Source organism: Streptomyces sp. NPDC047453 (assembly GCF_040643155.1).
Classification (GTDB): Bacteria; Actinomycetota; Actinomycetes; order Streptomycetales; family Streptomycetaceae; genus Streptomyces.
Map to the genome: position 1 here is coordinate 1 of NZ_JBEYTS010000031.1, position 17,837 is coordinate 17,837.

Genomic DNA, 17,837 nt, shown 5'->3' on the forward strand with positions numbered 1-17,837 from the left:
TCGCACCAGCCCTGTCCGGCAGAACGGAAGGGGAATCTGCCACACACCAGCCTCCCGACCAAACAACCCAGAGCTAAGCAGCGACACGCTACTAGAGCAGGCCCTGGCCGGCCTTGGGCATGCGCTCGCGCTGCCTCGCCCAGAACCACTTCTGGGCGAGCAGGGTGAGCGTGCCGGCCAGGACGATGCCGAGCATGTTCAGCAGGAGCTGGACCGTCGAGCCCAGGGTCTGGGCGGTGTCGCCGTAGGCGAGCGCGACGGCCGCGTTGGCGGCGGCCGGGACGGTGGTCACGGAGATGGCCACCCCGATCAGGGCGCCGGACTTGGCGGAGGTCAGCGAGAGCGTGCCGGCGGCTCCGGCGAGGACGGCCACGACGAAGGAGAACGCGTCGGGGGCGTAGACGAAGGCAGTGTTGGGCCGGGCGCCCTCCAGTTTCGCCTTGCTGAACAGTCCGACGGCGTCCATGAACAGAGTGAAGCCCGCCGTGACCGCCATCGCCAGCGCGAACCCGGCCAGCAGGGCGATCAGCGAGCGCAGTGCCAGCCGCGGGGCACGCTGGACCAGGGCCGTGCCGATGCCCGCCAGCGGTCCGAACTCCGGTCCCACGGCCATCGCGCCGACGATCAGGACGGCGTTGTCGAGCACCACGCCACAGGCGGCGATCATGGTGGCCAGCGTGATGAACGCGAGGTACGTGACCGACAGCGTCGACTCCTCGTGCGTGGCCTCCGTCAGCTCCTGCCACAGCACCGCGTCCGTGCCCTCGCCCGGTGCCGCCTTCTCGGCCCGCTCGGCCTGCGCGGAGAGCGTCAGGTCGGGGCTCTCGACGGAGACGGAGCCGCTCCGTTCGATCCCCAACTTCCGCAGCCCGTCGAGAAGTTCGTCGCCGGCTTCGCGTGCGACGTCGCACAGGACCACGTCACCGGCCGGGCTGCGGGCGGCGGAGGGCAGCACGACGAGGTGCGCGGTACCGACCGTCGTCTCGATCAGACGCACCACGTCGTCGGTCTGTTCGGGCGGGGTGATCAGGCGCAGATGCAGCATGGCGGCAGCGTAGACGTCACAGTTTGCGCAGGCTCAGCCGCTGCACCTTGTGGTCGGGTCCCTTGCGCAGCACGAGCGTGGCACGGCCCCGGGTGGGGGCGATGTTCTCCACCAGGTTCGGCTTGTTGATCGTCCGCCACATCGTGCGGGCGTAGTCGAGGGCCTCCGCCTCGGACACCTGGGTGTACTTGCGGAAGTACGAGGACGGGTCCTGGAAGGCCGTCGTGCGCAGCTTGCCGAACCGGTTCAGATACCACCGCTCGATGTCCTCGGCGCGCGCGTCGACGTACACGCTGAAGTCGAAGTAGTCGGCGAGCCCGACCCTGGTGCGGCCGTCCGTGCCGGGCAGGGCGGGCTGGAGGACGTTCAGGCCCTCGACGATCAGGATGTCGGGACGCCGTACGGTGAGCTTCTCGCCGGGGACGATGTCGTAGATGAGGTGGGAGTAGACGGGTGCGGTCACCTCGTCCTTGCCCGCCTTGATGTCGGCGACGAACCGGGTCAGGGCCCGCCGGTCGTACGACTCCGGGAACCCTTTGCGCGACATCAGTCCCCGCGCCTCCAACTCCCGTGTCGGCAGCAGGAACCCGTCGGTGGTGACCAGCTCGACCCGTGGATGCTCGGGCCAGCGGGACAATAGCGCCTGGAGCAGCCGGGCGACGGTCGACTTGCCCACGGCGACCGAGCCGGCCACCCCGATCACGAAGGGCGTGCCCGACTGGGACCCCTGCTCGCCGAGGAACGTGTTCAGCGCGCCGCGCAGCCCGTCCGTGGCGCCGACGTAGAGATTGAGCAGCCGGGACAGCGGCAGGTAGATGTCGCGCACCTCGTCGAGGTCGATCACGTCGCCGAGACCGCGCAGTTGTTCGACCTCCGCGGCGGAGAGCGGCAACGGCGTCTTGTCACGCAACGCGCTCCACTCGGCGCGGGTGAGGTCGACGTAGGGAGTCGCCTCCGGTCGGGACCGGTGGGCGCTCCGGGGCATCGAAGAGACCGGAGAGATCACATTCCATTGTTAACGGAGTTCGAACAGTGCGCAGGGTGGGGTGTGTCACGTAGGCGGGTGCGGGAGATCACGTCGGCGTCACGGTTGGGTCCCGGGTGGTCAATTCATGATCATCTTCAGGTCCCGGTGCGTAGGGTGCCCGTTGACTCGCCGCGGAGACCGTCCGCCGGTCCGAAGAGAAAGAGTGCCCTTCCGTGAGTTCCCCCGTGGTCCGTCGTACCGCGTTCGCCGCGTCCACCGCCGCTCTGGTCCTGCTCGCCACCGCCTGCGGCGGCTCTTCCGACGGCGGAGGCGAGAAGGCCGGTGACGGCAGGACCGCGCAGGCCGACAAGACCGCCTCCGCCGCACCGGCCAAGGCGCTGGGCGCCGCCGAGTTGGAGAAGGCCGCGCTCACCCAGGCGGACGTCAAGACCGGCAAGGTCACCACCAAGCCGCCGGCGACGGACGACGTCGCGCAGGACAAGGTGAAGACCGGCGACACCGCCTGCACGCCGCTCGCCCTCCTCCAGGCCGGCAGCTACGTGGGCACGCCCGCGGCCACCGTGAAGCGGTCGTGGCTGGGCGACGCGAAGAAGCCCCAGGCCGGCGCCGACCCCCAGGTCGCCCTGCTGGCCGGACTCGACCGGTCGAAGGTCGTCGTGACCCTCGCCTCCTACGACGACGGCGGCGCCGAGCAGGCGCTGAAGGACCTTCAGGCGGCCGCCGGGAAGTGCGCCGGCGGGTACTCCTACACCGCGGCCGGCACCAAGACCGGGGTCGACAAGGTGGCCGTGACCCAGGCGCCCGCGGGCGCCGACGAGGCGTTCGCCGTGACGCAGACCGTGAACGCCGAGGGCGTCAAGGCACCGGTGAAGGGCGTCGTCGTCCGCAAGGGCGCCACCCTGGCCTACTTCCCCGCCGTCAACCTCGCCTCGGCCGCCTCGGGCAAGGACTTCGACTTCCCCGCGGAGCTCGTCGACGCGCAGCTCGCCAAGCTGAAGTGATCCGGAGACCCACCGGGGCCCTTCCTGCCCCGGTGGGAATTTCCGATTTCGGGCACGAAGGAGCCACTTTCGGTGGGTGCGTGCCCGTAGGCTGCCGCCCATGTGCGGAATCGTGGGATACGTGGGGTCGCAGTCGGCACTCGAAGTCGTGATGGCCGGTCTGAAGCGGCTGGAGTACCGGGGTTACGACTCGGCCGGTGTCGCCGTGCTCGCGGACGGCGGGCTGGCGGCGGCGAAGCGGGCCGGGAAGCTGGTCAACCTGGAGAAGGAACTCGCGGACCGGCCGCTGCCGACCGGCTCCACGGGCATCGGGCACACCCGGTGGGCCACCCACGGCGGGCCCACCGACGGCAACGCCCACCCGCACCTCGACAACTCGGGGCGGGTCGCCGTCGTCCACAACGGCATCATCGAGAACTTCGCCGCGCTGCGGGCCGAGTTGACCGAGCGCGGGCACGAACTGTACTCCGAGACCGACACCGAGGTCGTGGCGCATCTGCTCGCCGAGGAGTTCTCGGCGAGCGCCGATCTCGCGGAGGCCATGCGGCTGGTGTGCCGGCGCCTGGAGGGCGCGTTCACGCTGGTCGCCGTGCACGCCGACGAGCCGGACGTGGTCGTGGGCGCCCGCCGCAACTCCCCGCTGGTCGTGGGTGTCGGCGAGGGCGAGGCCTTCCTCGCCTCCGACGTCGCCGCGTTCATCGCCCACACCCGCTCCGCGATCGAGCTGGGCCAGGACCAGGTCGTGGAACTGCGCCGGGACGGGGTGACGGTCACCGGGTTCGACGGTCGGCCCGCCGACGTCCGCTCCTACGACGTCGACTGGGACGCGGCGGCCGCGGAGAAGGGCGGCTACGACTACTTCATGCTCAAGGAGATCGCCGAGCAGCCCAAGGCGGTCGCCGACACGCTGCTGGGCCGTATCGACGCGGGCGGCTCGCTGACGCTGGACGAGGTCCGCATCTCCGCCTTTGAGCTGCGCGAGATGGACAAGGTCGTCATCGTCGCCTGCGGTACGGCCTTCCACGCGGGCATGATCGCCAAGTATGCCATCGAGCACTGGACGCGGATCCCCTGCGAGGTGGAACTCGCCAGCGAGTTCCGCTACCGGGACCCGATCCTGGACGCGCAGACCCTCGTCATCGCCATCTCCCAGTCCGGCGAGACCATGGACACGCTGATGGCGCTGCGGCACGCCCGCGAGCAGGGCTCCAAGGTGCTGGCCATCTGCAACACCAACGGCTCCACCATCCCGCGCGAGTCGGACGCGGTCCTCTACACCCACGCGGGTCCGGAGGTCGCGGTCGCCTCGACGAAGGCCTTCCTGACCCAGCTGGTGGCCTGTTATCTGGTGGCGCTGTACCTGGGCCAGGTCCGCGGCACCAAGTGGGGCGACGAGATCCAGGTGGTGATCCGCGACCTGTCGCAGATCGGCGGCGCGGTCGAGCGGGTCCTGGAGACGATGGAGCCGGTTCGGGCGCTGGCGCGCTCGCTCGCGGACAAGAACACGGTGCTGTTCCTCGGCCGGCACGTGGGCTATCCGGTCGCCCTCGAAGGCGCCCTGAAGCTCAAGGAGTTGGCGTACATGCACGCCGAGGGCTTCGCGGCGGGCGAGCTGAAGCACGGGCCGATCGCGCTGATCGACGAGGACCTGCCGGTGGTCGTGGTGGTGCCGTCCCCGCGGGGCCGGTCCCTCCTCCACGACAAGATCGTCTCCAATATCCAGGAGATCCGTGCGAGGGGTGCCCGCACGATCGTGATCGCGGAGGAGGGCGACGAGGCGGTCGCCCCGTACGCCGACCACCTGATCAGCATCCCGGCCACCCCGACGCTCCTCCAGCCGCTGGTCGCCACGGTGCCGTTGCAGGTCTTCGCCTGTGAACTCGCGACGGCGCGGGGCAACGAGGTGGATCAGCCGCGGAACCTGGCGAAGTCCGTCACGGTGGAGTGACGCTTCAGCGCTTCAAGGAAGCTGGCGAAGGCCTCGGCCGGGAGCGGACGGTGCCACCGGCCGGGGCCTTGGAGTCTCGGATGGCTGTGCGGGTGGGGGAGTTGGCGATCTCGACGCAGTTGTTGCCCTCGCCACCGCCGCAGCAGGACGACGTCCGTCAGTTGACCGGGGTGGTCACGATGAGCCTCACCATTCCTTGGCGGCGCCGTCAGTTCCGCTGCCGGGCCCACCTGCGGACGTGGCTCGTCAGCCAGGTGGGCAGGAATTCCGACAGCCACATGCCCCGGATGAAGCCGGCGTCGGTGTCCGTACGCGGGTAATGCTCCGCCTTGCGACGCACCGCACGAGACGCCGCGAGCTTTCCGGCAAACCTTTCCGGTCACAGCACCAGCAGCCCCCTGTGACAGACGGACAGGTGATTTCGCGGGGCCGTAGGGTGCTCCGCATGAGCATCATCGGGGTCGGTATCGACGTGGCCGAGATCGACCGGTTCGCGGCGTCGCTGGAGCGGACGCCCGGACTGGCGACGCGGCTGTTCGTGGAGAGCGAGTTGCTGCTGCCCGGCGGGGCACGCCGGGGCATGGCCTCGCTGGCCGCCCGCTTCGCCGCCAAGGAGGCGCTCGCCAAGGCGCTCGGCGCGCCCGCCGGACTGCTGTGGACCGACGCGGAGGTGTACGTCGAGGATTCGGGCCGGCCGCGGCTGCGGGTGACCGGCACGGTCGCCGCCAAGGCCGCGGAACTGGGCGTCCGGTCCTGGCACGTGTCCCTGAGCCACGACGCGGGAGTGGCCTCGGCGGTGGTGATCGCGGAGGGCTGACGCCTCGCGCCACCGCCCCCGTCACCGGTCCGCGTGCGGGACCGGACGCATCCGGGGCAGACTCGACCGCATGCGTACCGCGTACAGCGTTGAGACGGTCAGGACAGCCGAGCGCGCGCTCATGGCGAGGCTCCCCGACGGCGCCCTCATGCAGCGGGCCGCCGCCGGACTCGCCGCCGCGAGCGCGGACTTGCTCGGGCGGGTGTACGGACGCCGGGTGGTGCTGCTGGTCGGCAGCGGCGACAACGGGGGCGACGCGCTGTACGCCGGGGCCCGGCTGGCCCGGCGCGGCGCCGGGGTGACCGCCGTGCTGCTCGCGCCCGACCGCACCCACCCCGGCGGCCTCGCCGCGCTGCGCCGGGCGGGCGGGAGCGTGGCCCGGGCCGACGGCGCCGAGGAGGCGATCGACCGGGCCGACCTCGTCGTCGACGGCATCGTCGGCATCGGCGGCAAGGGCGGCCTGCGCGCCGACGCCGCGCCGCTGGCCGAGCGCGCGGCACGCTCCGGGGCGGCCGTCGTCGCCGTGGACCTGCCGAGCGGGGTGGAGGCGGACTCCGGCCAGGTGCTGGGCCCTGCCGTGCGCGCCGACCTGACCGTCACCTTCGGCACGCACAAGCCGGGGCTGCTCGTCGACCCGGCCCGCGAGCACGCCGGCACGGTTCGCCTCGTCGACATCGGCCTGGGCCCCGAGCTGCCCGCCGAACCCGAACTGGAGGCGCTCCAGCACGCCGACCTGGCCGCGCTGCTGCCGCTGCCCGCCGCCGAGAGCGACAAGTACCGGCGGGGTGTCGTCGGCATCGCCGCGGGCTCGGCCCGCTACCCGGGCGCCGCCGTGCTCGCCGTGTCCGGCGCGCTGCGCGGCGGAGCGGGCGCGGTGCGGTACGTCGGCCCGGCCGGACGCGCCGTCATCGCCCGCTTCCCGGAGACGCTCGTGTCCGACCAGGGGCCGCACAAGGCCGGCCGCGTCCAGGCGTGGGTGACGGGACCGGGCGCCGGGGACGACGCGGCCACCATCGCCGAGGTACTGGAGACCGATGTGCCCGTACTGATCGACGCGGACGGGCTGCGCCTCGCCGACCGCGACGCCGTACGCGCCCGTACCGCCCCGACCCTGATGACCCCGCACGCCGGGGAGGCCGCCGCCCTGCTCGGCGTGGCCCGCGAGCAGGTCGAGGGCGCGCGGCTGGCCTCCGTACGCGAACTCGCCGCCCTCTACCGGGCGACGATCCTCCTCAAGGGCTCCACCACCCTCGTCGCCGACCCGGACGGGGGCCCCGTACGGGTCAACCCGACCGGCACGTCCTGGCTCGCCACCGCCGGCAGCGGTGACGTCCTGTCAGGCCTCGCCGGTTCACTGCTGGCCGCCGGTCTCTCCGCCCGTGACGCGGGCAGCGCGGCGGCCTATCTGCACGGACTGGCCGGCCGGCTCGCCGCGCACGGCGCGCCGATCGGCGCCCACGACATCGCGGAGACCATCCCGCGGGCCTGGCGGGACGTGCGGGACTGAGCGGCGAACGGGGCGGCGGACGGGCCGCGGCGGCGGACCGGAGCGCCGGCGACGGTACATGCCGCGTCCGTCACCGACCCGCTTCTCGAATGGCCGTCCGGTGCCTCTGAGACACTGGGGGCGCGATGAACGACACAGCACACCCACGGACGGCGCCGCAGCGTGCCCGTGCCGAGATCGATCTGGCCGCCGTACGGGCCAACGTGCGGGCCCTGCGCGGGCGCGTGACCGGCGCCGCCGTCATGGCCGTGGTCAAGTCCGACGCCTACGGCCACGGCGCGGTCCCGTGCGCCCGCGCGGCCGTCGAAGCCGGGGCGACCTGGCTGGGCACCGCCACGCCGGAGGAGGCCTTCGCCCTGCGCGCGGCCGGGCTGTCGCCCGCGCAGGCGCGCATCATGTGCTGGCTGTGGACGCCGGGCGGGCCCTGGCGGGAGGCGATCGAGGCCGACCTCGACATGTCCGTGAGCGACCTGTGGGCCCTGGCTGAGGTCCGCGAGGCCGCCCGGCAGGCCGGCCGTCCCGCGCGCGTGCAGCTGAAGGCCGACACCGGACTCGGCCGCAACGGCTGCCAGCCCGCCGACTGGCCCGAACTCGTCGCCGAGGCCCTGCGCGCCGAGGCCGAGGGGCTGGTCCGCGTCACCGGGCTCTGGTCCCACTTCGCCTGCGCCGACGAGCCGGGCCACCCCTCCATCGCCGCGCAGCTCGGCCTCTTCCGCGAGATGACCGCCCACGCGGAACAGCGCGGTCTGCACCCGGAGGTGCGGCACATCGCCAACTCGCCCGCCGCGCTCACCCTCCCCGAGACCCACTTCGACCTCGTCCGCGCCGGGATCGCCGTCTACGGAGTCTCGCCCAGCGCCGAGCTCGGCACCCCCGCCGACTTCGGGCTGCGCCCCGCCATGACCCTGTCCGCCTCGCTGGCCCTCGTGAAGCACGTGCCGGGCGGCCACGGCATCAGCTACGGGCACCACTACGTCACCCCCGGCGAGACCACCCTCGGCCTGGTGCCCGTCGGCTACGCGGACGGCATCCCGCGCCACGCGTCCGGCACCGGGCCGGTCCTGGTCGGCGGCAAGTGGCGTACCGTCGCGGGACGGGTCGCCATGGACCAGTTCGTGGTCGACCTGGGCGGGGACGAGCCCGAGATCGGCTCCGAGGCCGTGCTCTTCGGCCCCGGCGACCGCGGCGAGCCCACCGCCGAGGACTGGGCGCAAGCCGCCGGCACCATCGCGTACGAGATCGTCACGCGCATCGGAACGCGCGTCCCCCGCGTCTATGTGAACGAGAAGCCGGACCGGGCAGGGGGCGGGGAGAGGGCAGCACAGGACGGGTGACCCGCGTGGACACCCGGCCAGGGCACGGCATCCCGGGGCGGCGGCACCCGCCGCCCACTGGGACCGGTGCCGGCCACCGAGCGAACAGCAGTACGGCAAAAAGAGGAGCGGTACGTGAGCGAGAGCAGTGCGGGGGCCGTCGCGAAGGCCGCCACGGCGGCCGTCGCCTCTGCCGCGGAAGCGGCCGGCGGCTGGCGGCGGGCGACCGGCATCGCCGGTGCCGCGATAGGCGTGGTGGCGGCGGGCGCCGCCGCCGGGGTCGCCATCGAGCGGATGACCGTCGGCCGGGGCATACGCCGCAAGGCCCGGCTCGCCCTGGACTCGGTGGGCCCCTACGGAGCCCTGCGCGGCACCCCGGGCAAGGCCCTGGCCGACGACGGCACCGAGCTCTACTACGAGGTCGACGACATCGACCCCGACGCCACCGCGAACCTCGGCCCGCGCCGCCGGCGGCTCTTCGGCCGCAAGGCCCCCGCCCCCGTCACCGTCGTCTTCAGCCACGGCTACTGCCTCAGCCAGGACTCCTGGCACTTCCAGCGCGCCGCCCTGCGCGGTGTCGTCCGCACCGTGCACTGGGACCAGCGCAGCCACGGCCGGTCCGAGCGGGGCCTGGCCCAGACCCGCGACGGCGTGGAACTGACCATCGACCAACTCGGCCGCGATCTGAAGGCCGTCATAGACGCCGCCGCGCCCGAGGGACCCCTTGTGCTGGTCGGGCACTCCATGGGCGGCATGACGATGATGGCGCTGGCCGACCAGTACCCCGAGCTGATCCGCGAGCGGGTCGTCGCCACCGCCTTCGTCGGCACCTCCTCCGGACGGCTCGGCGAGGTCAACTTCGGACTGCCGGTGGCCGGCGTCAACGCGGTGCGCCGGGTGCTCCCCGGCGTGCTCAAGGCGCTCGGGCAGCGGGCAGAGCTGGTGGAGAAGGGACGGCGGGCCACCGCGGACCTGTTCGCCGGCATCATCAAGCGGTACTCGTTCGCCGGCCGGGACATCGACCCGGCGGTCGCCCGGTTCGCCGAGCGGATGATCGAGAGCACGCCGATCGACGTGGTCGCCGAGTTCTACCCGGCCTTCACCGACCACGACAAGACCGAGGCGCTCGCCCTCTTCGCGGATATGCCGGTGCTGGTCCTCGCCGGAGTGCAGGACCTCGTCACGCCCAGCGAGCACAGCGAGGCCATCGCCGACCTGCTCCCCGAGGCGGAGCTGGTGCTGGTCCCGGACGCAGGGCACCTGGTGATCCTGGAGCATCCGGAGGTCGTCACGGACCGCCTCGCCGACCTGCTCGCCCGCGCGGGCGCGGTCCCGGCAGGCACTACCGTTGACGGTTATGGAAGCACCAGCAGCACGGCACACCCCTGACCCCGGGTCCGTCGAGATCACCGTCAACGCCCCCGAGCAGATGCGCGAGCTGGGCCGCCGTCTGGCCAAGCTGCTGCGCGCGGGCGACCTCGTGATGCTCAGCGGGGAGCTCGGCGCGGGCAAGACCACGCTGACCCGCGGTCTCGGCGAGGGGCTCGACGTGCGTGGCGCCGTCACCTCCCCGACCTTCGTGATCGCCCGGGTGCACCCGTCCCTGGCCGACGGCCCGCCGCTCGTCCACGTCGACGCGTACCGCCTGTCCGGCGGGCTCGACGAGATGGAGGACCTCGACCTCGACGTGTCGCTGCCGGACTCCGTGGTCGTCGTGGAGTGGGGCGAGGGCAAGGTCGAGGAGCTGACCGACGAGCGGCTCCAGGTCGTGATCCACCGGGCCGTCGGAGACACCACGGACGAGGTGCGGCACGTGACGGTGTCCGGGATCGGGGACCGCTGGGCCACCGTCGACCTGGGCGTTCTGACCGCCTGAGGGCCGCCCGGACTTTCCGACAGGACGTCGGCAAGTCCTTGCGCCGGGTGCTCCGGGCATGGTCACATGGTGTTCAGCCCGTGGTTAGGCGTGCCTAACCACGTCCGCCCCCGGCCCCCCAGGAGGCGTCCATGTCGGCCATGGAGAGCAACGAGCAGCAGCAGCGGCGGCACCAGTCGAAACCGAAGCCGCGGCCGTACGCGGTGGGCGGTGTGTCCATGCGCGATCTGCTGGCCTCGTGCGCCGCCGCCGACGCGGTCTCCCGGCCGCCGCGCGCCCCGGAGCCGGCGGACCCCCGCACGGTGGAGGAAAGCCGTGAAGCGGCGTAGCCCTATCGGATGACTTTTCGGTCGACGCGCCCCGGTGAAGGGCATGACCTCGCGAGGGAACGCCCCGGTCGCAGCACTAGCGGATGACGACGACCTTCTGGCCGATCGTCGCGAACATCCACATCGCCTGGCCGTCCGCCCGGGACGCACGGATGCCGCCGGTCCTGATCGCCGGGTCGGGCGTCGGCCAGGAGCCGTCCAACGCCGCGCTGAAACCGATGACCACCCCGTCCGTGCTGGTGAACCGCACGACGTGCTCGACGGGGACACCGTCGGTCCCGGTGATCGCCTTCGAACGGGATGCGACGGCGTAGGTCCCCGGCGCCGGGTCGATGTTGCCGGGGCCGACCCGGAAGGTGTTCTGGACCGACCCGTTCGGGCCGACCAGCCACACCCGGTCGTCGTCCAGCGAGTACACGACCCGCTCGCCGGTTCCGGAGCCGCCGGGCAGGGCGGTCGGGCGCCGTTTGTCCCGGGGCGCCTTGGAGACGCTCGCCGCGGGCGTCGCCGTCGGGCCGGGCCGGCCGCTCAGGCTCCGCGGAACGGTCGCCTGCGCCTGGTGGGCGAGGAAGCCGACCGCGAGGACGGCCGCGGCGGTGAGCCCGGCCACGAACCCCGAACTGCTCCGTGCCACGGTCGTCCACCTCCGCCTCGGTCGTCACGCGCTGCCTGGCGGCGACCGTAGCAGCCGGAATCCGCCCGACCGGGGCGGCCGTGCCGGAGGCGCGGGAGCCGTAGGCTGTTTGCGTGCTCTTGCTCGCTCTGGATACCGCCACCCCCGCCGTCGCCGTCGCCCTGCACGACGGAACGGCCGTCATCGCCTCCTCCAGCCAGGTGGACGCGCGCCGGCACGGAGAGCTCCTGCTGCCGGCCGTCGACCGGGTGCTCGCCGAGGCCGGGCTCAAGCTGGACGCCGTCACGGGCGTCGTCGCCGGCGTCGGGCCCGGCCCGTACACCGGCCTGCGCGTCGGCCTGATGACCGCCGACACCCTCGGGCTCGCCCTCGGCGTGCCCGTGTACGGGGTGTGCACGCTCGACGGCCTCGCCTACGCGGCCGACCTCCCCGGCCCCTTCGTCGTGGCGACCGACGCCCGCCGCAAGGAGGTCTACTGGGCCCGGTACGCCGACTCGCGCACCCGGGTCACCGAACCGGCCGTGGGCCGGCCGGCCGATATCGCCGACCAGGTCAGGGGCCTGCCCGCGGTCGGCGCGGGCGCGCTGCTGTACCCCGAGACCTTCCCGCAGGCGCACGAGCCCGAGCACGTGTCGGCCGCGGCCCTCGCCTCGCTGGCCGCCGAGAGGCTGGCCGCCGGTGACGAGCTGCCCGCGCCCCGGCCGCTGTACCTGCGCCGGCCGGACGCCCAGGTGCCCAAGAACTACAAGGTGGTCACCCCGAAGTGACGGGACAGACGACGGCCGGGTCCGCCCGGTGCGTACTGCGCGAGATGCGCTGGTGGGACATCGACCCGGTGCTGGAACTGGAGAAGGACCTGTTCCCGGAGGACGCCTGGTCCCGGGGCATGTTCTGGTCCGAGCTGGCGCACTCCAGGGGCCCGGAGGCGACCCGGCGCTACGTGGTGGCCGAGGACGGCGGCCGGATCGTCGGGTACGCCGGGCTGGTCGCCTCCGGCGGGCAGGGCGACGTGCAGACCATCGCCGTCGCCCGCGACCACTGGGGCACCGGGCTCGGCGCCCGGCTGCTGACCGAGCTGCTGCGGGCCGCGAGCGCCTTCGACTGCGCCGAGGTGATGCTCGAGTGCCGTGTGGACAACGTCCGCGCGCAGAAGCTCTACGAGCGCTTCGGCTTCGAGCCCATCGGCTTCCGGCGCGGCTACTACCAGCCGGGGAACGTGGACGCCGTGGTGATGCGCCTGTCCGACCCGGCAACCTCCGTCAACGGTGTACAAGGAACCGAGATCCATGACTGACTTGAGGGACGAGCCGCTCGTCCTCGGCATCGAGACCTCCTGCGACGAGACCGGCGTCGGCATCGTCCGCGGCACCACCCTGCTCGCCGACGCGGTCGCCTCCAGCGTCGACGAGCACGCGCGGTTCGGCGGGGTCGTCCCGGAGGTGGCCTCCCGGGCCCACCTGGAGGCGATGGTGCCGACCATCGAGCGCGCGCTCAAGGAGGCGAGGGTCACCGCCAGGGACCTGGACGGCATCGCGGTCACCGCGGGACCCGGCCTGGCCGGCGCCCTGCTCGTCGGCGTCTCGGCGGCCAAGGCGTACGCCTACGCCCTGGGCAAGCCGCTGTACGGCGTCAACCACCTCGCCTCGCACATCTGCGTGGACCAGCTGGAGCACGGCGCGCTGCCGGAGCCCACGATGGCGCTGCTGGTGTCCGGCGGGCACTCCTCGCTCCTGCTGTCCACGGACATCACCGCGGACGTACGGCCCATGGGCGCGACGATCGACGACGCGGCGGGCGAGGCCTTCGACAAGATCGCGCGCGTACTGGACCTGGGCTTCCCGGGCGGGCCGGTCATCGACCGGTACGCGAAGGAGGGCGACCCGGCGGCGATCGCCTTCCCGCGCGGGCTGACGGGTCCGCGCGACCCCGCCTACGACTTCTCCTTCTCCGGCCTCAAGACGGCCGTGGCCCGCTGGATCGAGGCCAAGCGGGCGGCCGGGGAGGACGTGCCGGTGCGTGACGTGGCCGCGTCCTTCCAGGAGGCGGTGGTGGACGTGCTGACCCGCAAGGCCGTACGGGCCTGCAAGGACGCGGGCGTCGACCACCTGATGATCGGCGGCGGCGTGGCCGCGAACTCGCGGCTGCGGGTCCTGGCGCAGGAGCGGTGCGAGGCGGCCGGGATCCGGCTGCGCGTGCCCCGGCCCAAGCTGTGCACCGACAACGGTGCGATGGTGGCGGCGCTCGGCGCCGAGATGGTCTCGCGCGGTCGCGCGGCCTCCAGTTGGGACCTGTCGGCGGACTCGTCCCTGCCGGTGACGGATCCGCATGTGCCGGGCACCGGGCACACCCACGACCATGTGCACGAGGTGAGCAAGGAGAACCTGTACCCGTGACGGTGGCGCTGATGTGGGAGGCCCGTGCGGTTCCGGGCCGGGGGGAGGAACTGCTCGCCTGGGCGCGGCGGCAGGAACTCGCCGGGCGGCCCCTGCGCCGGGAGACCTTCCGCGCCCCGCAGGACCGGGTGCTGGTCATCACCTGGTGGGACGCGGAGTTCACCACCGAGCTGCCGGAACTTCCCGAGCCTGAGGGTGAGTTGGTCACGCGGGCCGTGCATCGGTGGCGGTTCGAGTCGGTCGGCGGGGGCCAGGACTGCTGATTGGCCCGCGGCCCTCCCGGTGGGCTATGATCATGACACGCAAGCGGCCAGCAGAGGTCCGCGAGCAGTGCGTTGGTGGTCCAAGGAAAGACGTCCCGCTTCCTGCGGGGAAATGCAGGTGCAAGGCCTGCCCGGCGCTCGACAGAACCCCGTTCCCGGTTCATCCGGGGGCGGGGTTCTTTTTTTGCGGCTTCGCCCACCCGCCTCGGTGAGTTGAGAGGTCCCGTCCCTGGGGCTCAGCCCCAGACCCCGGCGGGGGCTCTGCCCCCTGCACCCCCGTTTTCCCACCCTCCCACCCGTCTCGGTGGGAGGGAGAGGGCCGCGCCCCGGACCCCGGTGCCTCTCAACTGCCGGGTGGGGCTGGTTCTTTCAGCCCGTCCGGCGTTTGAGGACGAGGCCGTTCAGGCCGAAGCGGGGGTCTGGGGGCGGCAGGCCCCAGGGGGTGGGTCAAGCCGTCGGTGCGGTTTCCGTTTCGCAGTGCAGGCGGCGCTCCGCGCCAACCTCCCGCACCGGACCCGTCAGGGTCAGGTGCGCCGTGTGGCGGATGTCCGACGCCGACGTGGCCAGCCGCAGTTCCAGGTCGCCCGGCTCCACCACCCGCCGGCCCGTGCGGTCGGTGAACGCCGACAGGTCCGCGTGGAAGCGGAAGGTCACCCGGCGGGACTCGCCGGGCTCCAGCTCCAGCCGCCGGTAGCCGATCAGGCGGACGTCCGGGCGAGTCACCGACGCCACCGGGTCGTGCAGGTACAGCTGCACCACCTCCGCGCCGGCCCGGTCACCGGTGTTGCGCACGGTCAGCGAGACGTCGCACGAGCCGTCCGTGCCGATCTCCGTGCCGGTTGCCGCGCCGGTCTCCGCGCCTTCGGCGCCCTGGAAGTCCGACCACTCGAACGTCGTGTAGGACACCCCGTGCCCGAACGGGTACAGCGGCGTCGGGTCCAGGCTGCTCACCTCGCCCGCCAGGCCCAGTGGCGGCTGGAGGTACGTCCACGGCTGGCCTCCAGGCCCGCGCGGCACGCTCACCGGCAGCCGGCCCGAGGGGTTCACGCGGCCCGACAGGACGCCCGCGACCGCCGGGCCGCCCTCCTCGCCCGGGAAGAACGCCTGCACGGCCGCGCCCAGCCGGCCGTCCCAGCGGCCGAGCGCGTAGGGGCGGCCGGTGAGCAGGACGAGGACGACGGGGACGCCCGTCTCCACCAGCGCGTCCAGCAGCGCGCCCTGCACGCCGGGCAGCGCGAGGTCCGCCACGTCGCAGCCCTCGCCCGACGTGCCCCGGCCGAACAGGCCCGAGCGGTCACCGAGGACGGCCACGCACACGTCCGCCTCCCGAGCCCGGGCGACCGCCTCCTCGAAGCCGGAGGCGTCCGGCTCGGAGACGTCGCAGCCCTCCGTGAACGTCACCTTCGCGTCCGGCAGTTCGTCACGCAGGGCGTCCAGCAGGGTGGGGATCTCGATGCCCATGGGCACCTCGGGGTGCTGGGTGCCCACGTGGGAGGGGAAGGAGTAGCAGCCCAGCATCGCCAGGGCGTCCGCGGCCCGGGGGCCGACGACCGCGATCCGGGTGTCGGGGGAGAGGGGCAGCACCCCGTCCGGGTTGGCCAGCAGCACCACCGACTCCTCGGCCACCCGGCGGGCCACGGCCCGGTTCTCCGCCGAGTCCAGGTCGATGGACTCGGCCGGGGCGTCCGCGGCCCAGTCCTCGTCCAGCAGGCCCAGTTCGCACTTCTGGAGCAGGACGCGACGGGCCGCGCGGTCCACCAGCGACTCCGGAACCGTGCCGTCCTGGACCGCTGCCACCAGTTCCTTGCCGTAGCACTTCAGCGTCGGCAGCTCGACGTCGATCCCGGCGGCCAGGGCCAGGTGCGCCGACTCGGCGGGGGTGCCGGCGACTCGGTGCAGGGTCCGCAGGAAGTCGACGGCGAAGTAGTCGGCGACCACCGTGCCGGTGAAACCCCACTGCTCGCGCAGGAGTTCGGTGAGCAGCCGCGGGTCCGCGGAGGCCGGGACGCCGTCCGTCTCCGTGTACGCGGCCATCACCGAGCGCGCGCCGCCCTCGCGCAGCGCCATCTCGAAGGGCGGGAGCGTGACGTCGGCGAACTCCCGGGTACCGGCCCGCACCGGGGCAAGATTGCGGGCGCCCGCCGAGGAGGCGTACCCGGCGAAGTGCTTCAGCGTGGACACGATCCCCGCCGACTCCAGGCCCCGCACGTACGCGCTGCCGATCGTGCCGACCAGGTACGGGTCCTCGCCGGCGGTCTCCTCGACCCGGCCCCAGCGGGGATCGCGGACCACGTCCAGGACGGGCGCGAGCCCCTGGTGCACGCCCACCGCGCGCATGTCCCGCCCGATGCGGCCGGCCATCTCCTCCACCAGCGCCGGGTCGAACGTGGCGCCCCACGCCAGCGGGACCGGGTAGGCGGTCGCGCCCCAGGCGGTGAAGCCCGCCAGGCACTCCTCGTGCGCGACCGCGGGGATGCCGAAGCGGCCGGCCTCGGCGATCCGGCGCTGGGCGCGGGCCAGTGCCTGCGCGCCCAGCGCGGGGTCCACGGGGGCGGTGCCGAAGGAGCGGGTGAGCTGACCGAGTCCGAGGGTGATCAGCTCGTCCCAGTCGTAGTCCGCGTTCATCTGCTGCTGGTGCGGAGCGACGCCGTCGCCGTCCGTCGCGGCACCCACCCACACGCCGTACAGCTGGGCGACCTTCTCCTCGAGGGTCATCCGGGAGAGCAGGTCGTCGACACGGGCGGCGGCGGGCAGGGCGGGGTCGCGCCAGGGGGCGGTGGTCATGAAACTCCTGTCGGGTCTGGCGGGTCTGGCGGGTCTGTCAATGAGGGGGGATTCGGCTGCCGCGGGTCGGCCCCGGTCACTCGGTCACTTGCCGCCCACGCCCATCAGGCCGCCCACGAGGGCCCGCCGGGCCACCAGGTAGACGGCGAAGATCGGGATGCCGGAGAGGACGACGGAGGCGAGCAGCGCGGGGATGTTCACGCCGAACTCGCTGACGTAGTTGAACAGGCCGAGGGTCAGCACGCGCGGGCCGTCGGACTGGGTGAAGATCAGCGGGAAGAGGAAGCCGTTCCAGGCCTGGAGGGCGGAGTAGACGACGACCGTGCTGATGCCGCCCTTGGCCATCGGGATGACCAGTTGGAACAGCATCCGCGTGGGGGAGGCGCCGTCCAGCGCCATCGCCTCGTACAGCTCCTCGGAGATGTCCCGCAGAGTGCCGGTGAGGATGAGCGTCGAGACCGGCATCGCGAACGCCGCCGTCGGCAGGATGACCGCGAGCAGGCTGTCGTAGAGGTTCAGCTTGGCGATCATCAGGTAGAGCGGGACGACGACCGCCTGGGCCGGGATCGCGACCCCGAGCAGGAACATGCGGAAGGCCGCGCCCGACCAGAAGCTGCGGGTGCGGACGGCGACGTAGGCGAGCGGGACGCACAGGACGAGGACGATGGCCACCACCGCCGCCGCGACGGTCATCGTGTTGGCGAGGAGGTGGCCGAAGCCGCTGTGCAGGACGGTGTTGTAGTTCTCCAGGGTCGGGTGCTCGGGCGGGTCGAGGGCGTTGCCCAGCGCCTCGTCCTGCCGGGTCAGCGAGGTCGAGATCATCGCGTAGATCGGGATGATCACGACGATCAGCCAGGCGACCGAGCCGATGCCGGCCAGCGGGTTCGGGCGCCTGGTCCAGTGGCGGCGGCGGTGCGTGGGGGCCGCGGTCACCGGCGT

Annotated in this window: 18 protein-coding genes and 1 pseudogene; 13 read left to right on the plus strand and 6 right to left on the minus strand. The window is 72.9% G+C overall.

Annotated elements, in window-relative coordinates:
* Nucleotides 1-91 precede the first annotated feature (91 nt).
* Entirely contained in the window at nt 92-1,045 is a 954-nt protein-coding gene (locus ABZ818_RS24820) for a DUF389 domain-containing protein (RefSeq protein ID WP_361418585.1), read from the minus strand.
* A gap of 16 nt (nt 1,046-1,061) precedes the next feature.
* Nucleotides 1,062-2,030 carry a type I pantothenate kinase gene (coaA, locus tag ABZ818_RS24825; protein WP_361418588.1) on the minus strand — a complete coding sequence of 323 codons (969 nt, stop codon included), beginning with the start codon at nt 2,028-2,030 and terminating at the stop codon, nt 1,062-1,064.
* Between the two features lie 215 nt (nt 2,031-2,245).
* Here coaA and ABZ818_RS24830 point away from each other — a divergent pair, with 215 nt between their 5' ends.
* Together ABZ818_RS24830 and glmS are read left to right on the plus strand one after the other, a co-directional pair.
* On the plus strand, nt 2,246-3,034 hold the full coding sequence (locus ABZ818_RS24830) for a hypothetical protein (RefSeq protein WP_361418591.1): 789 nt from the start codon (nt 2,246-2,248) through the stop codon (nt 3,032-3,034).
* 100 nt (nt 3,035-3,134) lie between these two features.
* The gene (gene glmS / locus ABZ818_RS24835; protein ID WP_361418594.1) at nt 3,135-4,982 is read left to right on the plus strand and encodes a glutamine--fructose-6-phosphate transaminase (isomerizing); all 1,848 of its coding nucleotides are present in this window, start codon (nt 3,135-3,137) and stop codon (nt 4,980-4,982) included.
* Here glmS and ABZ818_RS24840 read toward each other — a convergent pair.
* Nucleotides 4,943-5,091 (minus strand): annotated as a pseudogene (locus ABZ818_RS24840) (DUF397 domain-containing protein). The gene glmS and the pseudogene ABZ818_RS24840 sit on opposite strands and share 40 nt — an antisense overlap.
* On the opposite strand from ABZ818_RS24840, the gene ABZ818_RS24845 reads away from it, so the two are divergent.
* The 7 genes from ABZ818_RS24845 to ABZ818_RS24875 all read left to right on the plus strand — a co-directional run bounded on the left by ABZ818_RS24845 (nt 5,063) and on the right by ABZ818_RS24875 (nt 10,824).
* Nucleotides 5,063-5,302 carry a hypothetical protein gene (locus ABZ818_RS24845; protein WP_361418597.1) on the plus strand — a complete coding sequence of 80 codons (240 nt, stop codon included), beginning with the start codon at nt 5,063-5,065 and terminating at the stop codon, nt 5,300-5,302. The pseudogene ABZ818_RS24840 and the gene ABZ818_RS24845 sit on opposite strands and share 29 nt — an antisense overlap.
* Nucleotides 5,303-5,427: 125 nt before the next feature.
* Nucleotides 5,428-5,799 carry a holo-ACP synthase gene (locus ABZ818_RS24850; protein ID WP_361418600.1) on the plus strand — a complete coding sequence of 124 codons (372 nt, stop codon included), beginning with the start codon at nt 5,428-5,430 and terminating at the stop codon, nt 5,797-5,799.
* Between the two features lie 70 nt (nt 5,800-5,869).
* Nucleotides 5,870-7,306 (plus strand): NAD(P)H-hydrate dehydratase, encoded by a 1,437-nt coding sequence (locus ABZ818_RS24855; protein ID WP_361418603.1) that lies wholly within the window; start codon nt 5,870-5,872, stop codon nt 7,304-7,306.
* A gap of 125 nt (nt 7,307-7,431) precedes the next feature.
* Nucleotides 7,432-8,640, plus strand: a complete 1,209-nt coding sequence (alr, locus tag ABZ818_RS24860) for an alanine racemase (protein ID WP_361418606.1) — start codon at nt 7,432-7,434, stop codon at nt 8,638-8,640.
* Nucleotides 8,641-8,754: 114 nt separating this feature from the next.
* The gene (locus tag ABZ818_RS24865; protein WP_361418609.1) at nt 8,755-10,008 is read left to right on the plus strand and encodes an alpha/beta hydrolase; all 1,254 of its coding nucleotides are present in this window, start codon (nt 8,755-8,757) and stop codon (nt 10,006-10,008) included.
* On the plus strand, nt 9,977-10,495 hold the full coding sequence (tsaE, locus tag ABZ818_RS24870; RefSeq protein ID WP_361418612.1) for a tRNA (adenosine(37)-N6)-threonylcarbamoyltransferase complex ATPase subunit type 1 TsaE: 519 nt from the start codon (nt 9,977-9,979) through the stop codon (nt 10,493-10,495). Before ABZ818_RS24865 ends, tsaE begins: the two co-directional genes overlap by 32 nt.
* Before the next feature lie 140 nt (nt 10,496-10,635).
* Nucleotides 10,636-10,824, plus strand: coding sequence for a hypothetical protein (locus ABZ818_RS24875; protein ID WP_361418783.1), 189 nt, complete (start codon nt 10,636-10,638; stop codon nt 10,822-10,824).
* 76 nt (nt 10,825-10,900) lie between these two features.
* Here the strand turns inward: ABZ818_RS24875 and ABZ818_RS24880 are convergent, their stop codons facing one another.
* On the minus strand, nt 10,901-11,458 hold the full coding sequence (locus ABZ818_RS24880) for a hypothetical protein (protein WP_361418615.1): 558 nt from the start codon (nt 11,456-11,458) through the stop codon (nt 10,901-10,903).
* Between the two features lie 113 nt (nt 11,459-11,571).
* On the opposite strand from ABZ818_RS24880, the gene tsaB reads away from it, so the two are divergent.
* Genes tsaB through ABZ818_RS24900 form a run of 4 tightly spaced genes read left to right on the plus strand, consistent with a single transcriptional unit; the run spans nt 11,572 to nt 14,114 of the window.
* The gene (tsaB, locus tag ABZ818_RS24885) at nt 11,572-12,225 is read left to right on the plus strand and encodes a tRNA (adenosine(37)-N6)-threonylcarbamoyltransferase complex dimerization subunit type 1 TsaB (RefSeq protein ID WP_361418618.1); all 654 of its coding nucleotides are present in this window, start codon (nt 11,572-11,574) and stop codon (nt 12,223-12,225) included.
* Nucleotides 12,222-12,752 (plus strand): ribosomal protein S18-alanine N-acetyltransferase, encoded by a 531-nt coding sequence (gene rimI / locus ABZ818_RS24890; RefSeq protein ID WP_361418621.1) that lies wholly within the window; start codon nt 12,222-12,224, stop codon nt 12,750-12,752. The genes tsaB and rimI overlap by 4 nt, the downstream gene beginning before the upstream one ends.
* Entirely contained in the window at nt 12,745-13,851 is a 1,107-nt protein-coding gene (gene tsaD / locus ABZ818_RS24895; RefSeq protein WP_361418624.1) for a tRNA (adenosine(37)-N6)-threonylcarbamoyltransferase complex transferase subunit TsaD, read from the plus strand. The genes rimI and tsaD overlap by 8 nt, the downstream gene beginning before the upstream one ends.
* Complete coding sequence (locus ABZ818_RS24900) at nt 13,848-14,114, plus strand: hypothetical protein (protein ID WP_361418627.1); 267 nt, start codon at nt 13,848-13,850, stop codon at nt 14,112-14,114. The genes tsaD and ABZ818_RS24900 overlap by 4 nt, the downstream gene beginning before the upstream one ends.
* A 447-nt stretch (nt 14,115-14,561) precedes the next feature.
* Here the strand turns inward: ABZ818_RS24900 and ABZ818_RS24905 are convergent, their stop codons facing one another.
* Together ABZ818_RS24905 and ABZ818_RS24910 are read right to left on the minus strand one after the other, a co-directional pair.
* Nucleotides 14,562-16,898, minus strand: a complete 2,337-nt coding sequence (locus ABZ818_RS24905; protein ID WP_361418630.1) for a glycoside hydrolase family 3 N-terminal domain-containing protein — start codon at nt 16,896-16,898, stop codon at nt 14,562-14,564.
* 84 nt (nt 16,899-16,982) lie between these two features.
* Entirely contained in the window at nt 16,983-17,831 is an 849-nt protein-coding gene (locus ABZ818_RS24910; RefSeq protein WP_361418786.1) for a carbohydrate ABC transporter permease, read from the minus strand.
* Between the last annotated feature and the right edge of the window lie 6 nt (nt 17,832-17,837).